Origin of the sequence: Microbacterium sp. SD291 (assembly GCF_017355365.1) — a bacterium.
In the GTDB taxonomy this organism is placed as follows: domain Bacteria; phylum Actinomycetota; class Actinomycetes; order Actinomycetales; family Microbacteriaceae; genus Microbacterium.
In genome coordinates this window covers 35558-56095 of the sequence record NZ_JADIJR010000017.1, presented here as the reverse complement: position 1 = coordinate 56095, position 20538 = coordinate 35558, and the positions used below count along the sequence as shown (strand labels likewise).

19 protein-coding genes are annotated in these 20538 nt (G+C 70.1%); 9 read left to right on the top strand and 10 right to left on the bottom strand.

The genetic code is table 11. The features are described from left to right. Nucleotides 1–37 precede the first annotated feature (37 nt). The 3 genes from IPV10_RS10940 to IPV10_RS10930 are packed head-to-tail and all read left to right on the top strand — an operon-like array spanning nt 38 to nt 2816. Entirely contained in the window at nt 38–871 is an 834-nt protein-coding gene (locus IPV10_RS10940) for a purine-nucleoside phosphorylase (RefSeq protein ID WP_207483680.1), read from the top strand. Beyond that, nucleotides 868–2538 carry a phospho-sugar mutase gene (locus IPV10_RS10935; protein ID WP_307861109.1) on the top strand — a complete coding sequence of 557 codons (1671 nt, stop codon included), beginning with the start codon at nt 868–870 and terminating at the stop codon, nt 2536–2538. The genes IPV10_RS10940 and IPV10_RS10935 overlap by 4 nt, the downstream gene beginning before the upstream one ends. Nucleotides 2539–2552: 14 nt before the next feature. Continuing rightward, nucleotides 2553–2816 carry an HPr family phosphocarrier protein gene (locus IPV10_RS10930; protein ID WP_207483677.1) on the top strand — a complete coding sequence of 88 codons (264 nt, stop codon included), beginning with the start codon at nt 2553–2555 and terminating at the stop codon, nt 2814–2816. A gap of 33 nt (nt 2817–2849) precedes the next feature. Here the strand turns inward: IPV10_RS10930 and IPV10_RS10925 are convergent, their stop codons facing one another. Continuing rightward, nucleotides 2850–4763, bottom strand: a complete 1914-nt coding sequence (locus tag IPV10_RS10925; protein WP_207483675.1) for a transcription antiterminator — start codon at nt 4761–4763, stop codon at nt 2850–2852. 166 nt (nt 4764–4929) lie between these two features. Between IPV10_RS10925 and IPV10_RS10920 the strand changes: the two genes are divergently transcribed. The 6 genes from IPV10_RS10920 to IPV10_RS10895 are packed head-to-tail and all read left to right on the top strand — an operon-like array spanning nt 4930 to nt 10345. Continuing rightward, complete coding sequence (locus tag IPV10_RS10920) at nt 4930–5250, top strand: PTS sugar transporter subunit IIB (protein ID WP_207483672.1); 321 nt, start codon at nt 4930–4932, stop codon at nt 5248–5250. Next, a complete protein-coding gene (locus tag IPV10_RS10915; RefSeq protein ID WP_207483670.1) occupies nt 5247–5531 on the top strand; it encodes an HPr family phosphocarrier protein in 285 nt (94 codons plus the stop codon). The genes IPV10_RS10920 and IPV10_RS10915 overlap by 4 nt, the downstream gene beginning before the upstream one ends. Beyond that, a complete protein-coding gene (gene ptsP / locus IPV10_RS10910) occupies nt 5528–7213 on the top strand; it encodes a phosphoenolpyruvate--protein phosphotransferase (RefSeq protein ID WP_207483667.1) in 1686 nt (561 codons plus the stop codon). Before IPV10_RS10915 ends, ptsP begins: the two co-directional genes overlap by 4 nt. Further along, nucleotides 7210–8757 carry a PTS mannitol transporter subunit IICB gene (locus IPV10_RS10905; RefSeq protein WP_207483664.1) on the top strand — a complete coding sequence of 516 codons (1548 nt, stop codon included), beginning with the start codon at nt 7210–7212 and terminating at the stop codon, nt 8755–8757. The genes ptsP and IPV10_RS10905 overlap by 4 nt, the downstream gene beginning before the upstream one ends. After that, nucleotides 8757–9188 carry a PTS sugar transporter subunit IIA gene (locus IPV10_RS10900; RefSeq protein WP_207483662.1) on the top strand — a complete coding sequence of 144 codons (432 nt, stop codon included), beginning with the start codon at nt 8757–8759 and terminating at the stop codon, nt 9186–9188. The genes IPV10_RS10905 and IPV10_RS10900 overlap by 1 nt, the downstream gene beginning before the upstream one ends. Next, on the top strand, nt 9188–10345 hold the full coding sequence (locus tag IPV10_RS10895; RefSeq protein ID WP_207483659.1) for a mannitol-1-phosphate 5-dehydrogenase: 1158 nt from the start codon (nt 9188–9190) through the stop codon (nt 10343–10345). The genes IPV10_RS10900 and IPV10_RS10895 overlap by 1 nt, the downstream gene beginning before the upstream one ends. A 13-nt stretch (nt 10346–10358) precedes the next feature. Here IPV10_RS10895 and IPV10_RS10890 read toward each other — a convergent pair whose 3' ends face one another. From IPV10_RS10890 to IPV10_RS10850, 9 genes are all read right to left on the bottom strand, one after another. Then, nucleotides 10359–11219 carry a carbohydrate kinase family protein gene (locus tag IPV10_RS10890; RefSeq protein ID WP_307861108.1) on the bottom strand — a complete coding sequence of 287 codons (861 nt, stop codon included), beginning with the start codon at nt 11217–11219 and terminating at the stop codon, nt 10359–10361. Between the two features lie 26 nt (nt 11220–11245). Continuing rightward, nucleotides 11246–12349: a polysaccharide deacetylase family protein gene (locus tag IPV10_RS10885; RefSeq protein WP_207483657.1), complete on the bottom strand. Its 1104-nt coding sequence runs from the start codon at nt 12347–12349 to the stop codon at nt 11246–11248. Between the two features lie 2 nt (nt 12350–12351). Beyond that, nucleotides 12352–13467, bottom strand: a complete 1116-nt coding sequence (locus IPV10_RS10880) for an adenosine deaminase (protein WP_207483654.1) — start codon at nt 13465–13467, stop codon at nt 12352–12354. Between the two features lie 52 nt (nt 13468–13519). Then, a complete protein-coding gene (locus tag IPV10_RS10875) occupies nt 13520–14830 on the bottom strand; it encodes a thymidine phosphorylase (RefSeq protein ID WP_207483652.1) in 1311 nt (436 codons plus the stop codon). After that, nucleotides 14827–15225: a cytidine deaminase gene (locus tag IPV10_RS10870; RefSeq protein ID WP_207483650.1), complete on the bottom strand. Its 399-nt coding sequence runs from the start codon at nt 15223–15225 to the stop codon at nt 14827–14829. The genes IPV10_RS10875 and IPV10_RS10870 overlap by 4 nt, the downstream gene beginning before the upstream one ends. A gap of 2 nt (nt 15226–15227) precedes the next feature. Beyond that, nucleotides 15228–16514, bottom strand: coding sequence for an ABC transporter permease (locus tag IPV10_RS10865; protein ID WP_207483648.1), 1287 nt, complete (start codon nt 16512–16514; stop codon nt 15228–15230). Then, entirely contained in the window at nt 16511–17749 is a 1239-nt protein-coding gene (locus IPV10_RS10860) for an ABC transporter permease (protein WP_307861107.1), read from the bottom strand. Before IPV10_RS10860 ends, IPV10_RS10865 begins: the two co-directional genes overlap by 4 nt. Next, nucleotides 17746–19278, bottom strand: a complete 1533-nt coding sequence (locus IPV10_RS10855) for an ABC transporter ATP-binding protein (protein ID WP_207483646.1) — start codon at nt 19276–19278, stop codon at nt 17746–17748. Before IPV10_RS10855 ends, IPV10_RS10860 begins: the two co-directional genes overlap by 4 nt. 81 nt (nt 19279–19359) lie before the next feature. After that, nucleotides 19360–20466 (bottom strand): BMP family protein, encoded by a 1107-nt coding sequence (locus tag IPV10_RS10850; RefSeq protein WP_207483644.1) that lies wholly within the window; start codon nt 20464–20466, stop codon nt 19360–19362. Nucleotides 20467–20538: the final 72 nt, after the last annotated feature.

Below are 20538 nucleotides of genomic sequence, written 5' to 3'. Positions count from 1 at the left end.
CCTGGCGGGGAGCCTTCCACCTTCCTAGAGTGGATCCATGCCCGAGACTCACAGCAACCCTCTCGACGACCCGGCTGCGAACCCGTTCGAGGTCGCAGCCATCGCAGCCGCGGACATCGCCCGGCTCAGCGGCGTCGAGCACCACGACATCGCCCTCACACTCGGCAGCGGGTGGGGCAAAGCCGCCGATCTCCTCGGAGAGACGGTCGCGAGCATCCCCGCCACCGAGGTCACCGGCTTCTCCAAGCCCGCACTCGAGGGCCACGTCGGAACTCTCCGCAGCATCCGCACGCCCGGCGGCAGGCACGTCCTCGTGATCGGCGCCCGCACCCACTACTACGAGGGTCACGGTGTCCGTCGGGTCGTGCACTCCGTGCGCACAGCCGCCGCCACGGGCGCGAAGATCATGGTGCTCACGAACGGCGCCGGCGGCATCCAGGAGACCTGGAGCCCCGGCCAGCCCGTGCTGATCAGCGACCACATCAACCTGACCGCCGACTCCCCCCTCGAGGGGGCGACGTTCATCGATCTGACCGATCTGTACTCGAAGCGACTCCGCGATGTCGCGCGCACGGTCGACGCGAGCCTCGACGAGGGTGTGTACACGCAGTTCCGGGGCCCGCACTACGAGACCCCGGCGGAGGTGCAGATGGCGAAGCGCATCGGCGGCGACATCGTCGGCATGTCCACGGCGCTCGAGGCCATCGCCGCACGCGAGGCCGGCATGGAGATCCTCGGCTTCTCGCTGATCACGAATCTCGCCGCCGGAATCCAGCAGACGCCACTCAGTCACACCGAGGTGATCGAAGCCGGCCGCGAGGCGGAGCCCGTGATCTCGGCGCTCCTCGCCCGAGTGGTCGAGGCGCTGTGAGCGAGGACCGCCTGGCACAGGCCCGCGCCTGGATGCGGCAGGATCCCGATCACGAGACCCGCGACGAGCTCGCCTCCCTGATCACGCGCTCCGCGGCCGGCGACGAGCACGCGGCAGCTGAGCTCGACGACCGATTCGGATCGCGTCTGGCGTTCGGCACCGCGGGCCTGCGCGGAGAACTGGGGGCCGGCAGCAACCGGATGAACCGGGTGCTCGTGGCGCAGGCCGCCGCGGGCTTCGCGTCCTACCTGCGCGAGAAGTCCTCCGGCGGGCGGCCGGCGGTCGTCATCGGGTATGACGGCCGTCGCAACTCCCGGGTGTTCGCCACGGACTCGGCCGAGGTGTTCGCCGGCGCCGGCCTTCGGGCGATCCTGCTGCCTCGCCTGCTGCCGACCCCCGTGCTCGCGTTCGCCGTGCGCCACCTCGGCGCGGACGCCGGCGTGATGGTCACCGCGAGCCACAACCCGCCGAACGACAACGGCTACAAGGTGTACCTCGGCGGCGCCGACGAGGGCTCGCAGATCGTGTCTCCCGCCGATGCCGAGATCGCCGCGCACATCCAGCGCATCGCCGACGCGGGCGACGTGTCCGCACTGCCGCGCTCGAGCGACTACGAGACCGTCGGGGAGGATGTCGTCGAGGCGTACATCACCGCGACGGCGGCCGTCGCCCCGGCTCCCGGCGCGGCTTCCGGGCTCCGCTGGGTCTACACGGCCATGCACGGCGTCGGCTGGGAGACCCTGTCGCGCATCCTGCGGTCGGCGGGGTATCCGCAGCCGTCCGTGGTGGACGAGCAGCTCCGGCCGGACGCGACGTTCCGCACCGTGGCCTTCCCCAATCCCGAGGAGCCGGGGGCGATGGACCTCGCCTTCGCCCGCGCGCGCCGCGCGAAGGCGGACTTCATCCTGGCCAACGATCCCGACGCAGACCGGCTCGCCGTGGCGATCCCGGACGGCACGGCCGATGGCGGCTGGCGCCGCCTGACCGGCAACGAGGTGGGACTGCTGCTCGGCGCACGTGCGGCACGCGCCGCCGAGGGCACGCCCGGCGCGTCGCTCGCCTGCTCCCTGGTCTCCTCCCCCGGCCTCGCGGCCGTCGCGGCGCACCACGGCCTCGACTTCCATGAGACGCTCACCGGGTTCAAGTGGATCTCGCGGGCTCCCGGCATCGTCTTCGGCTTCGAGGAGGCTCTCGGATACCTCGTGAACCCGGGAACCATCCGTGACAAGGACGGCATCTCGGCCGCCGTCGCCGTCCTCGGACTCGCCGCCGACGCACGCGAGCGCGGACTGACTCTCGCAGACCTGCTCGCCGAGCTCGGCGACACCTACGGTCATTTCGCGAGCGGACAGGTGTCGGTGCGCGTGGAGGATCTGTCCGTGATCGCGAACGTGATGCTCTCGCTCCGATCACTGCCCCCCACGCAGTTCGGCGGGCACGCGATCGCGGCGACCGAGGATCTGCTGGCAGCTGCAGCCGGTCAGCCCTCGGGTGACGTGCTGCGCTACCGGCTGACCGACGGCTCGCGCGTGATCGTGCGCCCGAGCGGAACCGAGCCGAAGCTCAAGGTGTACCTCGATGCGAAGGGCGAGTCCGCCGAGAGCGCGAAGTCGCTGATCGCGGAGCTCGAGGCCGGCGTGCGCGCGCTCCTGGAGGAGCGCTCCTGACCGCGGCGGCGCCGATGCCCAGCCGTCGTGTGAGGATCACCGCCCACAACGGCGCACATGCGCGCCCGGTGGCGGAGCTCGCGCGCCTCGCGATCGCGCACGCCGACCCGATCACCCTGACGACATCGGGCGGCGTCGTCGTCGACCTCTCCAGCATCCTCGCGGTGATGGACCTCGCACTCACCGAGGGTGACGAGGTGGTGTTGGAGACGCGCACGTCGGCCGGTGCCGAGACGCTGCTCGACACGATGGCCGCGGTGCTCGCGCCACCACGCTGACGGCCGCCGTCGATCGCTCAGCCGTCGACCGGCTCAGCCGTCGATCACGGCGACCAGCTCGTCGAGGAACGCCTCGAAGGTCGTGCCCCGGCGGACGATCCGCTGCACGCTCTCGCGCTCGCTGAACACCTCGACCAGCTGCTCGAACACGGTCTGGAAGGCCGCACGGTCGCTCTCGCTGAACGCGGCGAGCGCGACCACCTGGACCCGCCCGTCGCCCCAGGCGACCGAGCCGTCCGCCACGCCGATCGCGATCGCCGTGCGCTGCGCGGTCATCTGCAGCGCGTGCGGCACCGCGAGGGCGTCGGTGAACGCGGTGGACGACATCCGCTCGCGCACGATGGTGTTCTCGATGTACTCCTCGTCGATCCGGCCGGCCTCGACCAGCATGCCGCCGAGCGTCCGGATGATCGTCTCCTCCCCGGCATCCGCGAGCGGGAAGAGGAAGGCGCGGGCGTCGAAGTAGCGTGACAGCTCGGCGCGCAGCCGGGTCAGCCGGCGGCTGCGGCGCAGTCGCGCGGCCGCCTGCTGGATGCGCTCGACGTCCGCCTCGCCGAGGAACGGCTGGATCCGCACGAAACGATCACCCGTGACTCCGGGGGGAATCGTGCTCAGCACGAGGTCAGTGCCGAACGACGTCCATTCGGGGTCGACCGAGGTGACCACGCTGGTGACCTCGATCCAAGACCCGAGCGAGCGGTCGACGCTGGAACGCAGCAGCTCGTGCAGCTCGTAGTACCCGGGGCACACGATGGTGGCCGTCAGGATGGACTCCGCCTTGCGGCTGCGCTCCAGGCGCCCGCCGACGTGCATCGCGATGTAGGCGATCTCGTCGTCGTTCACCGGCATGCCCAGCCGGTCGTGCAGTCCGCTCGAGATCGAGACCGCCATCTCGAAGATCATCGGATACGAGGACTTCAGCGACCGCGTCAGCGGATTGCGCGTCCACGCCTGGGCCTGCGCCCGCCGGAGCAGGTTCTGCACGTGCAGGGCGAGCCGCAGCACGAACGCGTCGTCGGCCAGGTCGATCTGGAAGTCGTTCGCCGCCCTCTGGATCTCCGCCCGCACCGCGTCCTCGACAGCCGTCTCGACGCCGCTGCGCGCGACCTCCGACCCGGTCCCCTGTCCCGGTGCCACCACACGCGTGAGCACGAGCGTCGCCAGGTGGGCGCTGTCGCCGTCGCCGAGCGCGACGCCGAAGTGCTCGCCCGCGAGCCGGGCGATGGCGGCGCCGATGCGGGTGATCTCCTCCCGCGCGTCGCCGGGCACGGTCTCGAGTGCGTGACCGGCGGCGACGCGGTCGGCGGCGATCGCGATGTGCAGCAGCACGTCGGAGATCGCCAGCTCGTTCACGTAGTAGCCGAGCGCGCCCAGTTCTCGCACGAGCGCGGCCTTGAACGGCCCGACCGCATCGGCGGCGAAGGCGTCGCCCGTGAGGGCGCGGCGGATGCTCTCCGGGTGGAACGAGCCCGCGTCCATCTCATCGTGCGCCAGCCTGCTGAGCAGGCGCCGCTGCGCCGCCTCAGGACCACGAAGGCGGAAGAGTTCCCGGTCCCTCTCCAGGGCGAGCTCAGGCCGGTCGAGCAGGCCCCGGACCCGCGCGAGATCCGCCTCGACGGTCGCCTCGCTCACGTGCAGCCGCTCGGCGGTGTCGTAGAGATCGATGCCCTCAGGGTGCTCGAGCAGCAGACGCACGAGAGTGTGCAGACGATCCCGCGGCGCGGATTCGCCGGCGCGGGTGTGCAGAGCCGCTCGCGCAGCCGGACCCGCGCGGTACCCGGCAGGGCCTGATTCCACTGCACCGGTGGCCCTCCCGTTGAGGGCTGCGGCATAGGAGCGGATGCTCCGAGGCGTCACGCCCATCAGGTCGGCGAGACTCGCCGCGGTCGACCAGTCGTCGAGACGGAGCAGAGCCTGCAGGAGCTGGTCCTGGCGCTGACGCGACATGATCCCTCCGACTCGTTCCGGTGCGGCGACGACATCGTGCCGGCGTCTCCATGATGTCAGCAACCGGCGCCACCGGGGCCTGGCGGAGCTTTCCGCAGGGGCGGAAAGGATCCTGGTGGCACCGCCCGCTGCCCGTTTCCACAATGGAGGCAGGAAGGTGGCATCGATGAGGATCCTGGTGGTCTGCGGCGCGGGTGCGTCCAGCACATTCGTCGCACTGCGGCTGCGCCGCGCGGCTGAGGCGGCCGGTCTGGAGTGGGACTGCTCCGCGGGCAGCGCCGACGCCGTGGCAGGCGCCGACGCCGATCTCATCCTCGTCGGCCCGCATCTCGCCGACCGGCTGCGCGCCATCCGCGACGAGGCGGCTGGCGCCGTGCTCCCCCTGCCAGAAGACGTCTTCACCGACCGTGACGGCGGGCGCACCCTCGCGCTCGTGAGATCGGCACTGGCCCTCGACGCCGAGGCCTCCGAGAAGGGAACATCATGACCGCTGAATCGCGCACCGTCCGGATCGGATCATCGCACGGGCTGCACGCCCGCCCGGCGAAGCTCTTCGCCCAGGCGGCGAAGGAATCGGGCATCCCCGTCACGATCGCGAAGGACTCCGGTAAGGCGGTCAACGCCGCCAGCATCCTCGGTGTCATCGCCCTCGGTGCCGAGCACGGCGACTACGTGACGCTCTCCGCAGACGGCGAGGGCGCCGAGGCGGTGCTGGACACGCTGTCCGGGCTCCTCACCACCGATCACGACGAGGAGGGCGCCGGATGAGCATCCTGCGCGGAGTGGGAATCGGCGCGGGCGTCGCCCAGGGGCCCGTCGCGCGCATGGCCGAGGCGCTGCCCGCCCCGGAGAACGTCCCGAGCGCGCTCGGGGCCGAAGCCGAGCGCGCTCGGGTCCGCGAGGCGATCGCGGACGTGTCCGCCGAGCTGACCGCGCGGGGTGCTTCCGCCGGCGGCGCCGCGCAGGAGGTGCTCGAGGCGCAGGCGATGATCGCCGAGGATCCGACCCTCCTGGACGAGGTGGATGCCCGCATCGACGACGGCCGAACCTCCGAATGGGCCGTGCACGACGCGTTCGCCGGCTTCCGGGCCACCCTCGAGGCGGTCGGCGGGTACCTCGGCGAACGCGCGGCAGACCTCGACGACATCGCCCAGCGGGTGCTGGCGCGGCTGCGCGGCGTGCCCGCTCCCGGTGTACCCGATCCGGGCCATCCGTTCGTGCTGGTGGCCCGTGATCTCGCTCCGGCCGACACCGCGCTGCTCGACCTGACGCAGGTGCTCGCGCTCGTGACGACCGACGGCGGGCCCACGTCGCACACCGCCATCCTGGCGCGCGAGAAGGGGATGGTCGCGGTGGTGGGCACCGCCGAGGCCAGGGACCTCGAGAACGGCGCGACGGTCATCGTGGATGCCGCCGCCGGCACGGTGACGACCGATCCGGCCGCCGACGAGCTCACCAGGGCCGCGCAGCGGGCGGCCGCGAGGCAGTCCGCCGACGCGCTTCCCGCGTCGCCGGGAGCGTTCGCCGACGGCACTCCGATCGCGCTGCTCGCGAACCTCGGCAAGCCGTCCGATGCGGCGGATGCCGTGGCTCGCGGCGCCGAGGGCGTCGGGCTCTTCCGCACCGAGTTCCTGTTCCTCTCGTCGGCGCAGGCGCCCACCGTCTCCCAGCAGCGCGAGGCCTACCGGGAGCTGCTCGCGGCGTTCCCGAGAAAGAAGGTGGTCGTCCGGATGCTCGACGCCGGCGCCGACAAGCCGCTGGCGTTCCTGAACGACGCGCACGAGGAGAACCCGGCGCTCGGCCTGCGCGGACTGCGTGCCCTGCGCGCGAGCGAGGACATCCTCCGGGAGCAGCTCACCGCGCTCGCGGAGGCGGATGCCGAGACCGAGGCCGAGCTCTGGGTGATGGCGCCGATGGTGGCGACCGTCGAGGAGACCCGCTACTTCACGACGCTCGCGCGGGAGTACGGGCTGAAGACCGCCGGCGTCATGGTCGAGATCCCGGCGAGCGCCCTGCTCGCCGACCGCGTCCTCGCGCACGCCGACTTCGCGTCGATCGGGACCAACGACCTCACCCAGTACACGATGGCCGCCGATCGGATGCTCGGCTCCGTGGCCGGGTTCCAGGACCCGTGGCATCCGGCGGTCCTCCGCCTGGTGCGCGAGGTCGGCGACGCCGGCGCCAGGCTCGGCAAGCCGGTCGGCATCTGCGGCGAGGCCGCCGCGGATCCGCTGCTCGCCGTGGTCCTGACAGGTCTGGGAGCGACGAGCCTGTCGATGGCCCCGTCCGCGCTCTCCGACGTGCGGCTGGCGCTCTCCGAGCGCACCCCCGACGAGGCCAGACGCCTCGCCGAGATCGCACTGGCGGCGGACGACGCCGCCGGTGCACGCCTCGCCGTGGCGGAAGCCGCCGCGGCACTATCCCCTCACCAGAAGGAGACGACATCATGACGACGACGTCAGCAGCCGCACCGAGCACGGGCGGGATCCGTGTGGGCGTGCAGCGATTCGGCACGTTCCTCTCGGGCATGGTCATGCCCAATATCGCGGCGTTCATCGCCTGGGGATTCATCACCGCGCTGTTCATCCCCGACGGCTGGCTGGGCAGCAACAGCCCGGTCGAGGCCTGGCGGTGGGCGGACTCCGCGATCCTCGGCGGCGGCGAGGTCGGCGGTGTCGAGTACCCGGGCCTCGTCGGCCCGATCATCACCTACCTGCTCCCTGCCCTGATCGCCTACACGGGCGGTCGCATGGTGCACGGCGTGCGTGGCGGGGTCGTCGGCGCTGTCGCCGCGTTCGGCGTCATCAGCGGCGCCACGGGCACGGTCATGTTCCTCGGCGCGATGATCGCCGGCCCCCTGACGGCCCTCATCCTGAAGTGGGTGGAGAAGCCCTGGCAGGGTCGGATCAAGCCGGGCTTCGAGATGCTGGTCGACAACTTCTCGGCCGGGTTCGTGGCGTTCTTCATGGCTCTCGCCTCGTTCTTCTGGCTGGCGCCGATCATGCGCTGGCTGACCGACCTGCTCGGCGGGGCCGTCGGCTGGCTGGTCGAGACAGGACTGCTCCCGCTCGCGAGCATCATCGTGGAACCCGCGAAGGTGCTGTTCCTGAACAACGCCATCAACCACGGCGTGTTCACTCCTCTCGGCACCGAGCAGGTGCAGGAGGTCGGACGCAGCCTGCTGTTCCTCGTCGAGGCGAACCCCGGCCCCGGTGCCGGCATGCTCCTCGCGATCACCCTGTTCGGCGTGGGGGTTGCCCGCGCCACCGCGCCGGGTGCGTTCATCATCCAGTTCCTCGGCGGCATCCACGAGGTGTACTTCCCGTACGTGCTGGCGAAGCCGCTGCTGATCGTCGGCCTGATCGCCGGCGGCGCGACGGGCGTGCTCACCAACATGCTGTTCCAATCGGGGCTCGTCGCACCGGCCGCCCCCGGCTCCATCTTCGCGGTGCTCATCCAGACCGCGCCAGGCAGCCACATCGGAGTCATCTGCTCTGTGGTGTTCTCCGCCGCCGTCAGCTTCGCGATCTCGGCGCCGATCCTGCTGGCATCGCGTCGGCGCGACATCCTCGCGGAGGCCGCCGCCGGCGACCCGCTCGCTGCGGCGATCGCCAGGACCGAGGCGAACAAGGGCAAGTCCTCCAGCGCACTCTCGGGTCTCTCGGCTGCGGCAGCGGGCGGCACCGCGGTGCTCACCTCGCCCATCCGGAACATCGTGTTCGCGTGCGACGCCGGCATGGGATCGTCCGCGATGGGCGCGAGCGTGCTGCGCAACAGGTTCAAGAAGGCGGGCATCGAGGACGTCACGGTCGTCAACCAGGCGATCGCGAACCTCGACGGAACTGCCGACCTCGTGATCACGCAGCAGCAGCTCACCGACCGCGCCAAGGCGCAGTCGCCGAAGTCGATCCATGTCTCGGTCGACAACTTCATGAACGCGCCGCAGTACGAAGAGGTCGTCGAGATGGTGCGCGAGCAGCGGAAGGAGGCATGATGGACGTCCTCACCCTCGGACAGGTCCGCATCCACAACGGCGGAGCGACTCAGGAGACCGCCCTCCAGGAGGCCACCGACATCCTCGTGTCGGCCGGGGCCGTCACGCCCGCTTACGTCGACGCGATGCGCCAGCGGGAGGAGACCGTGTCCACCTACATGGGCAACGGCCTCGCCATCCCGCACGGCACGAACGAGACGAAGGACGCGATCCTCGCATCCGCGCTCTCGGTCGTGCGATACGACGGAGGCGTGAACTGGGCAGGTGACCCGGTCACGTTCGTCGTCGGCATCGCCGGGCGCGGCGACGAGCATCTCGAGATCCTCTCCCAGATCGCGATCCTGTTCTCCGATGAGGACGAGGTCGAGAGGCTCGCCGCCGCGCAGACTCCGGACGAACTGTTCGCCCGGCTCTCGGCGGTGAACGACTGATGAAGGCTGTCCACTTCGGGGCCGGCAACATCGGACGCGGATTCGTCGGCCTGCTGCTGCATGAGGGCGGCTACGAGGTCGTGTTCTCCGACGTCGCCGATGCGCTGGTCGATGCCATCAACGCGGTGGACTCGTACACCGTGCGTGAGGCCGGCCCCGGAGGGACCGACCATGTGGTCACCGGCTTCCGAGCCGTGAACAGCAGGACGGATCCGGATGCCGTGGCAGCGGAGGTCGCATCGGCCGACGTCGTCACGACCGCGGTCGGACCGACGGTGCTGCGGTTCGTGGCGCCGGCGATCGTGGCGGGACTGGCCCGCCGCTCTCCCGACTCCGCACCGCTGCAGGTGATGGCATGCGAGAACGCGATCGGTGCGACCGACCTCCTTCGGGAGGAGGTCGGTGCAGCCGCCGGACCGGACGCGGACGCGATCCTCTCCAGGGCCGTGTTCGCCAACACCGCGGTCGACCGGATCGTCCCGGCGCAGCCGGAGGACGGCGGCGTCGACGTCACCGTGGAGCCGTACTTCGAGTGGGCGATCGAATCGGCGCCGTTCGGCGGCGCGCTGCCGCATATCCCCGGCGCCCACTTCGTCGGCGACCTCGCTCCGTACATCGAGCGAAAGCTGTTCACGGTGAACACGGGACATGCGGCGACGGCTTACTTCGGCGCCCTCGCCGGCATCGAGCGGATCTCCGACGCGCTCGCAGACCCCGGCATCGCCGCGCGGGTCACGGCGGCGCTCGAGGAGACGTCGGCGGTGCTGGTGGCGGAGCACGGGCTGGACCCCGCCGATCTCGCCGAGTACCGCACCACGATCCTCGAGCGGTTCCGCAACCCCGCGCTCGTCGACACCGTGCAGCGGGTCGGCCGTCAGCCGCTGCGCAAGATCTCGCGGCACGAGCGGTTCATCGGCCCCGCGGCGATGGCCGCGGAGCGGGGTCTGCCGGCGCAGGCCCTCGTCTCGGCCGTCGCCGCGGCGCTCGAGTTCGACGACCCGGCCGACGAGCAGTCCGTCGAGCTGCAGACGCTGCTGCGCAGCACGGAGGCGACGGCGTTCACGACCCTGGCGACGGGTCTGGATCCCGAGCATCCGCTGTTCCCCGCTGTCCGCGATGCCGTGACGGTGCGTCAGGACGCGCTGCGCGAGCCCTGAGATCCGGGGAACCTCAGCCCAGCACCGCATCCAGGAGCGGATGCAGGTGACGGGTGCCGAGCACGGCGGATGCCGATCGCGCCCCGACGGCCAGGGCCACAGGAACCGGCTCACCGGACAGGCGCGCGTCGAGCACGCCGGCGAGGAACGCATCCCCCGCCCCGTTCGTGTCGACGACCTGCACCGGCACCGCGGCCACGCGATGCTCGACACCGTCGGCGTCCACCGCCACCGCGCCCTCCGCACCCAGTGTGCAGACGGCGAGCGTGGCACCGCCGGCGATGCATGACCGGAGGAATGCCACCGGGTCGTCGAGCCGGTCCGCATTGCAGAAGACGGCGTCGGCTGCCGCGAGGAACGGACGGTGGAACTCGGACTCGCCGTCGTAGTCGTGCACATCGACCCAGATAGGCCGGCCGGTGGCCTGCGCGAGCGGAAGCAGACGCAGCGGCTCGGCCGCGAGATCGAGGACGAGGACGTCGGCGGCCGCCATGGCGACGCCCAGGGCCTCGTCGTCACCGCCTGCGGTGGCGGACGGCGAGGAGAGATACAGCGACACCCGCCCGCCCTCGCGGGTCATCAGGTTGAGGTGCCGTTCGGTCGCATCGCCTCGCGCCCAGCGCGTCCGCACGCCGGCTGCCGCGAGCGCCGCCCTGACGCGCCCGCCCGGCTCGTCGTCGGCCGTGAGCGCGTGGAGGACCGTCGATCGTCCGAGCGCGGTGAGGCTCAGGGCCTTGCCGGCGCTCGTGCCGCCGACCGTCTCCCAGCTGTCCTCGGCGAACTGCATGTGGGGCACGGGGTCGGGAAGGCGGTCGAGGACCACGATCGAGTTCCACGATGCGGGGCCGGCGATGAAGACGGATGCTGCGCTCACCTCTCCATCCTGCCGCCTGCCGCGCCTCAGCCGATGCGCCTGATGAGCGAGTCGAGCCCCATGCCGTAGTCGATGCGCACGACCGGGAGGGCGAGCTTGTCCGTGCCGATCTCGACGTATCCGGGCTCGATCGTCCGCGCCATCTCGAAGCCGGCCTGCGTGACGCCCTGCTTGGCCGTGTCGTTGTGGTGCCCGAACGGGTAGGCGATCACCTCGCTCACGCCGAGAACGCCCGCCGACGCGCTCAGATCCGCGGCGATCTGCTCCGCCGTCCAGTTGACCATCCGCCCCTTGCCGTCGTCACCGGCCTGGTGCATATCGTGCGTGTGCGAGCGGCGCAGCACGTAGATCGACGGCGGCGGATCCTGCCGGTACGCAGTGACCATGAACGACGTCGTCAGCACCCCGTGCTTCTCGACGACGGGAACTGCGAGGTCGAACCAGGTCTGGTCGGCGTCATCGTCGGTGATGATCACCGAATGTGCCGGGAGGAAGAGCCTGCCGTCGATGAAGGCGCCGAGCTCGTCCCACGTCGGAAGATAGAAGCCCGTCGTCGCGATGTGATTCATCTGCGCCTCGAAGTCGCCGATGTACGCGTAGTTGCCGCGCAGCCATCCGGACTCCCCCTCCGGGTCCGCCGTGAACTGGTGGTACATCAGGATCGGGATCTGCGCGTTCTCCGCGACGTTCTCCTCGGGGCTCTTCCACCCGGCGAACAGCTCGACCTGCTGATCGGCGCACACGACGGGGTCCGCGCCGTTCACGCGGGCGGCGACGATGAAGGCCGCGGCATCCGCCTGCGTGGCGTACCAGCCGCCGAACACTCGACCGTCCTGCACCGGGATCGGCAGCATCTGGTAAAGCGCGTCCTGCCGCTGCAGCATCGGCGCCTCCGGCGCCCCCTCGCCGACGAACGTGACGGCGCACGCCAGCGGATCGTCCGCATCGGCGACGAGCTGCTGGGCCGGGGTGAGCGGATGCTCGAGAGCCGCGAAGCCCTCCCTCTGAAGCGGGTCGGCCGGAACGCGGTTCACCCACGCGAACGCGGCAGCAGCACCCCCGGCGAGCAGCACGGCACCGCAGACGATCAGTGCGACGCCGATCCGGCGCCGCTTCCCCCCGGAAGCCACCGTCAGATGTCGAAGCCCTCGGCGATCATCTCGACGAGCTCTTCCCGCTCCTCGACGGGCAGGAAGGCCGCGGAAGCCGCATTGAACTGGAACGCCTCGAGATCGTCGAGATCGTACTCGAACGCCTCGACGAGCAGCGCCAGCTCACGCGTGAGCGACGTCGCGCTCATCGTGCGGTTGTCGACGTTGACGGTGACGGCGAAGCCGAGCTGGTACAGGAGGTCGAAGGGGTGATCGGCGAGGGTCTTGCCCCACGCCGCGATCGCGCCCGTCTGCAGGTTCGACGACGGCGAGATCTCCAGCGGGATCTCCCGGTCGCGCACCCAGCGCGCGAGGTCGCCGAACTGCACCTGCACCTCGTCGCCCTCCTCTGTCACGACCTGGAGGTCCTCGGCGATGCGCACGCCGTGTCCGAGGCGCAGCGCGCGCCCGTCCAGCAGCGCCGAGCGGATGGAGGCGAGCCCTGCCGCCTCGCCGGCGTGCACGGTCACCGGGAAGAAGTTCTCGGCGAGGTAGTCGAAGGCGGCACGGTGGTTCGACGGCGGGAAGCCGTCTTCCGGACCAGCGATGTCGAAGCCGACGGCACCGCGTCCGCGGAATCCGACCGCGAGCTCCGCGATCTCTCGCGCGCGGTCGGTGTGACGCATCGCGGTGATGAGCTGGCCGACGCGGATGCTGTGGCCTGCGCGGTCAGCCGCATCCTCGCCCTCCTCGAGTCCCTGCTGCACGGCCTCGACGGTCTGCTCGAGCGTCAGCCCGCGGGTGAGGTGCTGCTCGGGCGCCCAGCGGACCTCGCCGTAGATGACGCCGTCTGCGGCGAGATCCTGCACGAACTCCCGCGCGACGCGGGTGAGGCCCTCCTGCGTCTGCATCACCGCGGTCGTCAGATCGAAGGTCTTCAGGTACTCGACCAGCGAGCCGGAGTCGCTCTGCGTCGCGAACCACTTCCCGAGCGCCGCGGCATCCGTCTCCGGAACCGCGACACCGGCGGCATCCGCCAGCTCGATGATCGTGGCCGGGCGCAGGGCACCGTCGAGGTGGTCGTGCAACGACACCTTGGGCAGGCTGCGCAGGGACGCGCCCTGGATCGTGACATCGCCGTTCGCATCGATCGACATGGGATTCCTCTCGGTCGCGGAAGTGCTCAGTTCAGGCTAGTGGTCGCGGACGTCAGGCAGTGATGCGCTCGCGCACGATCGACCCAGCCTCATATCCGGTCCCTGAGCCTGACGAAGGGTCGCCGATCTCCCACGAGCCCTCGAGCGCCTCGAGCGCGCGCGGGAACCGCGCCTCATCGGCCGCCGAGAGGGTGAAGAGCGGCTGCCCCGCGGTGACGCGATCGCCGGGCTTGGCGTGCAGGTCGATGCCTGCCTCGAAGATCACGGGGTCCTCGGCCCTTGCGCGCCCTGCGCCCAGCCGCCAGGCGGCGATGCCGAACGGCAGCGCCTCCATGCGGGTGAGGACGCCGTCCGCCTGAGCCGTCACGACGTGCGTCTCCCGGGCCGTCGGCAACTCTGCGTCCGGATCGCCGTCCTGCGCGCGGATCATGGCCTTCCAGCTGTCCATCGCACGGCCGTCGTCGAGAGCGGCCTCGACGTCGGCATCCGGCTGCCCCGCGAGTGCGAGCATCTCGCGGGCGAGTGCGACGGTCAGCTCGCGCACATCGGCAGGTCCCCCGCCGGCGAGGATCTCTACGGACTCGCGGACCTCGTTCGCGTTGCCGATGGCGAGGCCGAGCGGCACGTTCATGTCGGTGAGCAGCGCCGTCGTCGCGACGCCGGAGTCGGTGCCGAGCGCGACCATCGTGCGCGCGAGCTCCCTGGCGCGGTCGATGTCCTGCATGAACGCGCCGGAGCCGAACTTCACGTCCAGCACCAGAGCGTCGGTGCCCTCGGCGATCTTCTTCGACATGATGCTCGAGGCGATCAGCGGGATCGCCTCGACCGTGCCGGTGACGTCCCTGAGCGCATACAGCTTCTTGTCGGCGGGCGCGAGGCCGGAGCCCGCGGCGCAGATCACCGCACCGACGTCGGACTGCATCTGCGCGAACATCTCCTCGTTGCTCAGCGCCGCACGCCAGCCGGGGATCGACTCGAGCTTGTCGAGCGTGCCGCCGGTGTGGCCGAGTCCCCGGCCGCTCAGCTGCGGCACCGCGACGCCGAAGACGGCGACCAGCGGCGCGAGCGGCAGCGTGATCTTGTCTCCCACGCCTCCGGTCGAGTGCTTGTCGACGGTCTTCTTGCCGAGGGTGGCGAAGCTCATCCGCTCTCCCGAGGCGATCATCGCGTCGGTGAGCACGCGGATCTCGTCGCGCTCCATGCCGCGCTGGAAGACCGCCATCGCGAACGATGCCATCTGCGCGTCCGACACATAGCCGCGCGTGTAGGCGTCGACCATCCAGCGCAGGGCGGGTTCGGGCACCGCGCCGCCGTCGCGCTTGGCGCGGATGACGTCCACGGCGTCGTAGGGCTCAACGCTCATCGTGCGTCCTCCAGATCGCGGGGGCCGAAGGCATCCGGCAGTACTTCATCGATCGTCCGGATGCCGGAGACGGTCTCCAGCAGCATTCCGGGCATCGCGTGCTCGTAGAGCAGCTGGCGGCAGCGGCCGCACGGCATGATCGTCTCGCCGTCGTTGTTGACGCACACGAATGCGACGAGCTGCCCGCCGCCCGACATGTGCAGGTCGCCGACCAGCGCGCACTCCGCACACAGCGTCACGCCGTAGGACGCGTTCTCGACGTTGCAGCCGGCGACGATGCGGCCGTCGCCGACGAGGGCCGCCGCCCCGACACGGTAGCGCGAGTACGGCGCGTACGCCTTGGTCATCGCGTCGGTGGCGACCTGACGGAGCTCGTCCCAGTCGATGTCTGTCATCGTCATTCCTTGATGTACGGCTTGCCGTCGGCGGCGGGCGCGCGGACCTTGCCGGCGAAGCCGACGACCGCGAGCACCGTGACGACGTACGGGAGCATCTTCATGAACTCGCCGGGAACCGGGGATCCGAGGTTGCTGAGCAGGGTCTCGAGGTTCATGGAGAAGCCGAAGAGCAGCGCCGCGAGCGTCGCGCGGATCGGATCCCAGCCGCCGAAGATGACTGCGGCGAGTGCGATGAAGCCCAGCCCGTCGGTCATCTCCTTGTCGAATGCGCCGACCGAGCCGAGGGTGAAGTAAGCGCCGCCGATACCGGCGATCGAGCCGGCGAGGAGCAGGTTCCAGAACCGGGTCGGATTGACCTTGATGCCGACGGTGTCCGCCGCCTGCGGGTGCTCGCCCACCGCGCGCAGGCGCAGGCCCCAGCGCGAGCGGTAGAGCGCCCACGCGACCAGCGGCACCGCGATGTACATCATGTAGACGATGAGGGTCTGGTTGAAGAGCACAGGACCCAGGACCGGGATCTCGTGCAGCAGCGGGATCGGGATGCGCGGCAGCCGAGGCGGGGTGTTGAAGAGTCCCTCGTTCTGCCTCATCACGGCACCGTGCAGGAAGCTCGTGAGGCCCGTGATCAGCACGTTGAGGACGACGCCGACGATGACCTGATCGACGATGTAGCGGATGGCGAAGAGCGCGAGCACCGCGGCGACGAGAGCGCCGCCCACCATCGCCGCGAGGATGCCGACGATGTAGCTGCCCGTCATCGACGCGACGAGGGCCGAGGAGAACGCCGCAAGCAGGAACTGCGCCTCGATGGCGACGTTCACCACGCCGGCGCGCTCTCCGATCACGCCGCCGAGTGCGCCGAAGATCAGAGGCACGGAGAGCGACACGGCGCCGAAGAGCAGGCCGGTCACCGGCACGAGCCCGTCGGCGGCCGACCAGGTGAGGAACGCGAAGACGGCGACGAACGCGAACACGATCGGGAGCCAGATCCCCACGCGCCGGTACCGGGCGACCTGCGCTGCGGCGTACGCGGTGAGGGCGACCAGGATGAGGGCGCAGACGAACACGGTCGGCCAGGTCGGGACGCCGATGTCGGGCAGGGCGAGCGACGAGGTGCGGTCCGCGAGGCGGAACACGCTCGTGCCGCTGCGCCCGGCGGGCAATGCCAGCAGCAGGATCAGCGCCGACACGATGCCGAGGGCGATGGGCAGCTTGAAGCTGCGCTGGCGGACGGTCTCGCGCTGGATCGTGCCGTCGGCGGCCGTGGTTGCTGCGATGGCGCTCACGCGGCCACCTCCTTCTTCGCGCGACGTGCAGGTCGCGGCGCGCCGTCCTTCGGGAGGAAGAAGATCGCCCGGATCAGCGGCGGCGCCGCGATGAAGAGCACGATCAGCGCCTGCACCACGAGGACGATGTCCACCGGGATGTCCTGCGAGGTCTGCATCGTGAAGCTGCCGGCCTTGAGCGCGCCGAACAGGATGCCGGCCCACAGCACGCCCCACGCCCTGCTGCGCCCGAGGAGCGCCACCGTGATCGCGTCGAAGCCGATGCCTGCGTCGATGCCCGCCTCGAAGCCGCTGGTGATGGTGCCGGACATCTGGTTGACGCCCGCGAGTCCTGCCAGGGCCCCGGCGATCCCCATCGCGTACACGATCGTGCGTCCGACGTTGACGCCGGCCGCGCGTGCCGCGTGGGGGTTCTCCCCCACCGCGCGCATCCTGAACCCGAGACTGGACCGCTCGATGAGCCACCAGACGAAGACCACGGCGGCGACGGAGACCAGGAAGCCGGCGTTCACCGACAGCGGTGCGGGGAACAGCAGCGGGAACTGCGCGGTGTTCGGGGTCGGCGGGGAGATCGGCTGCGATCCGCCCGCGCGCTGCAGCAGCCCCGGCGTCGCGAGCAGCCAGGAGATGAAGTAGTAGGCGATGAAGTTGAGCATGATCGTGAGGATCACCTCATGCGCACCCGTCTTCGCCTTGAGGAAGCCGACGAGCCCGCCCCACACCATGCCGCCGACGAGGCCGGCGATGATGGTGAGCGGCAGGTGGATCAGCAGCGGGGCCTGGACCGTGAAGGCGACAGTCGACGCCGCCGCGACGCCCATGAGCATCTGGCCGCGGCCGCCGATGTTGAACAGGCCGACCCGGAACGCGAGGGCGACGCCGAGTCCCGCGGCGATCAGCGGCGTCGCGAAGTTCAGGGTGTCGGTGATCGGCTTGATCGCACGGACGAAGTTCGGCGCGTTGTAGTTGTAGATCGCGCCGCGGAACAGCGCGGCGTATGCGCCGGAGACGGCCTCCCAGATCGCCGCGAAGGTGTCTCCGGGTCGCTGGAAGAAGTAGCCGAGCGCCGACTGCACGCCCGGGCTGGTCGCGGCGATCAGGATGCCGCCGATCACCATCGCCAGGATGATCGCGAGCACGGCTCGCAGCGCGGAGCCGGAGAGGATGTCGCGGATGACGGTGTTCTGCCGAGGTGCGGCCTCGGTCACGTTCTTCTTCTCGGCGACGTCGCTCACGAGCCGACCTCCTCTTCCACGGCGGCGCCGGGCAGCTCGCCCGCCATCATCAGGCCGAGCACTTCGCGCGGCGCGTTCCCCGGGACGATGCCGACGATCCCGCCGCGGTACATCACCGCGATGCGGTCGGCGAGGGCCGAGACCTCGTCGAGCTCGGTCGAGACGACGATCACCGGAACGCCGGAGTCGCGGGTCTCGACGATCCGCTCGTGCACGAACTCGATGGAGCCGACGTCGATGCCTCGCGTCGGCTGCGAGGCGACGAAGAGCTTCAGCTCACGGCTGAGCTCGCGACTCAGGACGACCTTCTGCTGATTTCCGCCGGACAGCCGGCCTGCTGCCGTGTCCGGGCCCTGGGTGCGGATGTCGAACTCGTCGATCTTCTCGCGGGCGAAGGCGTCGAGCACCTTGCGCTGCAGGGTCGCGAGCCGGAAGAACGGCCCGCCGTTGGTCGAGCGGTTGAGGATGAGGTTCTCGGCGACGCTGAACTCGCCGACCAGGCCGTCCTCCTTGCGATCCTCCGGGACGAAGCCGACTCCGGCGTCGATTATCCCCTGCACGCTGCGGCCGAGCAGTTGCTCGCCGTCGAGGGTGATGCTCCCGGTCGCCTTGCCCTGAAGCCCGATGATCGCCTCGGTGAGCTCGGTCTGGCCGTTGCCCTGCACTCCGGCGATCGCGAGCACCTCTCCTGGGCGCACCTCGAAGCTGACGTCGTTGACGACGATCTGTCCCGCGTCGTCGATGACGCGGAGGCGGTCCACGACGAGCCCGCCGCTGCGGAGGTTCGGCTCGCCCTTCTTGACCGTGAGCTCGACCGCCCGGCCGACCATGAGGGCCGCCATCTCGGTGTTCGTAGACTCCGGATCAGCCTCTCCGACGACCTTGCCGAGGCGGATGACCGTGATCTTGTCCGCGACCTCGCGGACCTCACGGAGCTTGTGGGTGATGAAGACGATCGCAGTGCCCTCGTCGCGGAGCTGGCGCATGATGCCCATCAGCTCGTCGGTCTCCTTGGGCGTGAGCACAGCCGTCGGCTCGTCGAACACGAGGACCTTGGCGTCCCGCGAGAGCGCCTTGATGATCTCGACGCGCTGCTGCACGCCGACCGGGAGGTCCCCGACGATCGCGTCCGGATCGACCTCGAACCCGAAGCGCTCGCTCACCGCGCGCACGTGTGCGCGGGCCGCACCGAGGTCGAGGCTGCCGGCGAAGCCGGTCTGCTCGTGGCCGAGCATCACGTTCTCGGCGACGGTGAACACCGGGATGAGCATGAAGTGCTGGTGGACCATGCCGATACCGGCCGCCATCGCATCACCGGGGCCGGAGAATCGCTGCACCACGTCGTCCAGGACGATCTCGCCCTCGTCTGCGGTGTACAGCCCGTAGAGGACGTTCATCAGCGTCGACTTGCCGGCCCCGTTCTCGCCGAGCAGGCAGTGGATCTGCCCCGGCTCGACGGTGAGGCTGATGTGGTCGTTCGCGACGAGAGATCCGAATCGCTTTGTGATCCCGCGGAGCTCGAGCTTCATGGTGCCAATCTATCGATCAGTGGAGCGGCCGGACAGATGCTGAGCATCTGTCCGGCCGCGTCCTTCACTGCTGGGTTGTCGTTACGGCGAAGCGGGCGACTCGACCGCGATCGAGCCGTCGACGATGCCCTCCTTGATCGCCGTGAGCTCGTCAGCCAGAGCCGGGTCGACCTTGCTCTCGAAGTCGTGGAACTCGGACAGCGAGACGCCGCCGTTCTCCAGCGTCCCGACGAACGGGGTGGCGTCGAAGTTGCCCTCGGCCGCCTCCATGACGGCGTCGTACACGGCGACGTCCATGCCCTTCATGATCGACACGAGCAGCAGATCGGCGACGCTCGGGTCGGTGGTGTACACGTCGGCGTCGACGCCCATCAGGGCGATGTTGCCGCCGGAGTCGCGGATCGCCTGTGCGGCCGACTGGTAGATCGGGCCGCCGACCGGGAGGAGCACGTCGGCGCCCTGGTCGATGATGCCCTGCGCGACCTGCTTGGCCTTGTCGTTCGCGGCGAACTCGTCCGTGAACTGACCCTCCTGCGAGTCGATGCTCCAGCCGACGACCTTGACGGCCTCGCCCTTCTGCTCGTTGAAGTAGTTCACGCCCAGCTCGAAGCCGTCCATGAAGATCGTGACCGGCGGGATCTTGGCGCCGCCGAAGGTGCCGACCGTGCCGGACTCGGAGTACGACGCCGCGGCGTAGCCGCCGAGGAACGCGGCCTGAGCCGTGTCGAAGACGAGGGGCTTGATGTTCGGAGCATCCGTCTCGCCGTTGAAGTCGGCGTCGGCCCAGTCGTCGATGATCGCGTACTGGATGTCGGGGTTCGCCGTGGCGGCCTCGATCGTCGGAGCGCTCAGCTTGAAGCCGACCGAGACGATGAACGTGCAGCCCTCGGACGCGAGTGCGTCCAGGTTGGACGTGTAGTCGCTGGCGGACTTGGACTCGGTCTTGCTGACCTCGACGCCGAGCTCCTCGGCGGCCTTGGTCAGACCTTCGAAGCCGAGCTGGTTGAACGACTTGTCATCGAATCCGCCCTCGTCCGAGACCATGCAGGGCTTGAAGTCGTCGACCGCGGGGCCGCCATCGCCGCCCTCAGGAGTCTCGGTCGGAGCCTGGCCGCAGCCGGCCAGTGCGAAGATGACGCCCGCGGCGACAGTAGCGCCCAGCAGCTTCTTGGTGGTGGAGATGGTCAACTGATGCCTCCCTCAACGAACCCGCGGCCATCGCGGATCGCTCAAAGTTACCTACTGTTGCGACTTTTGTGC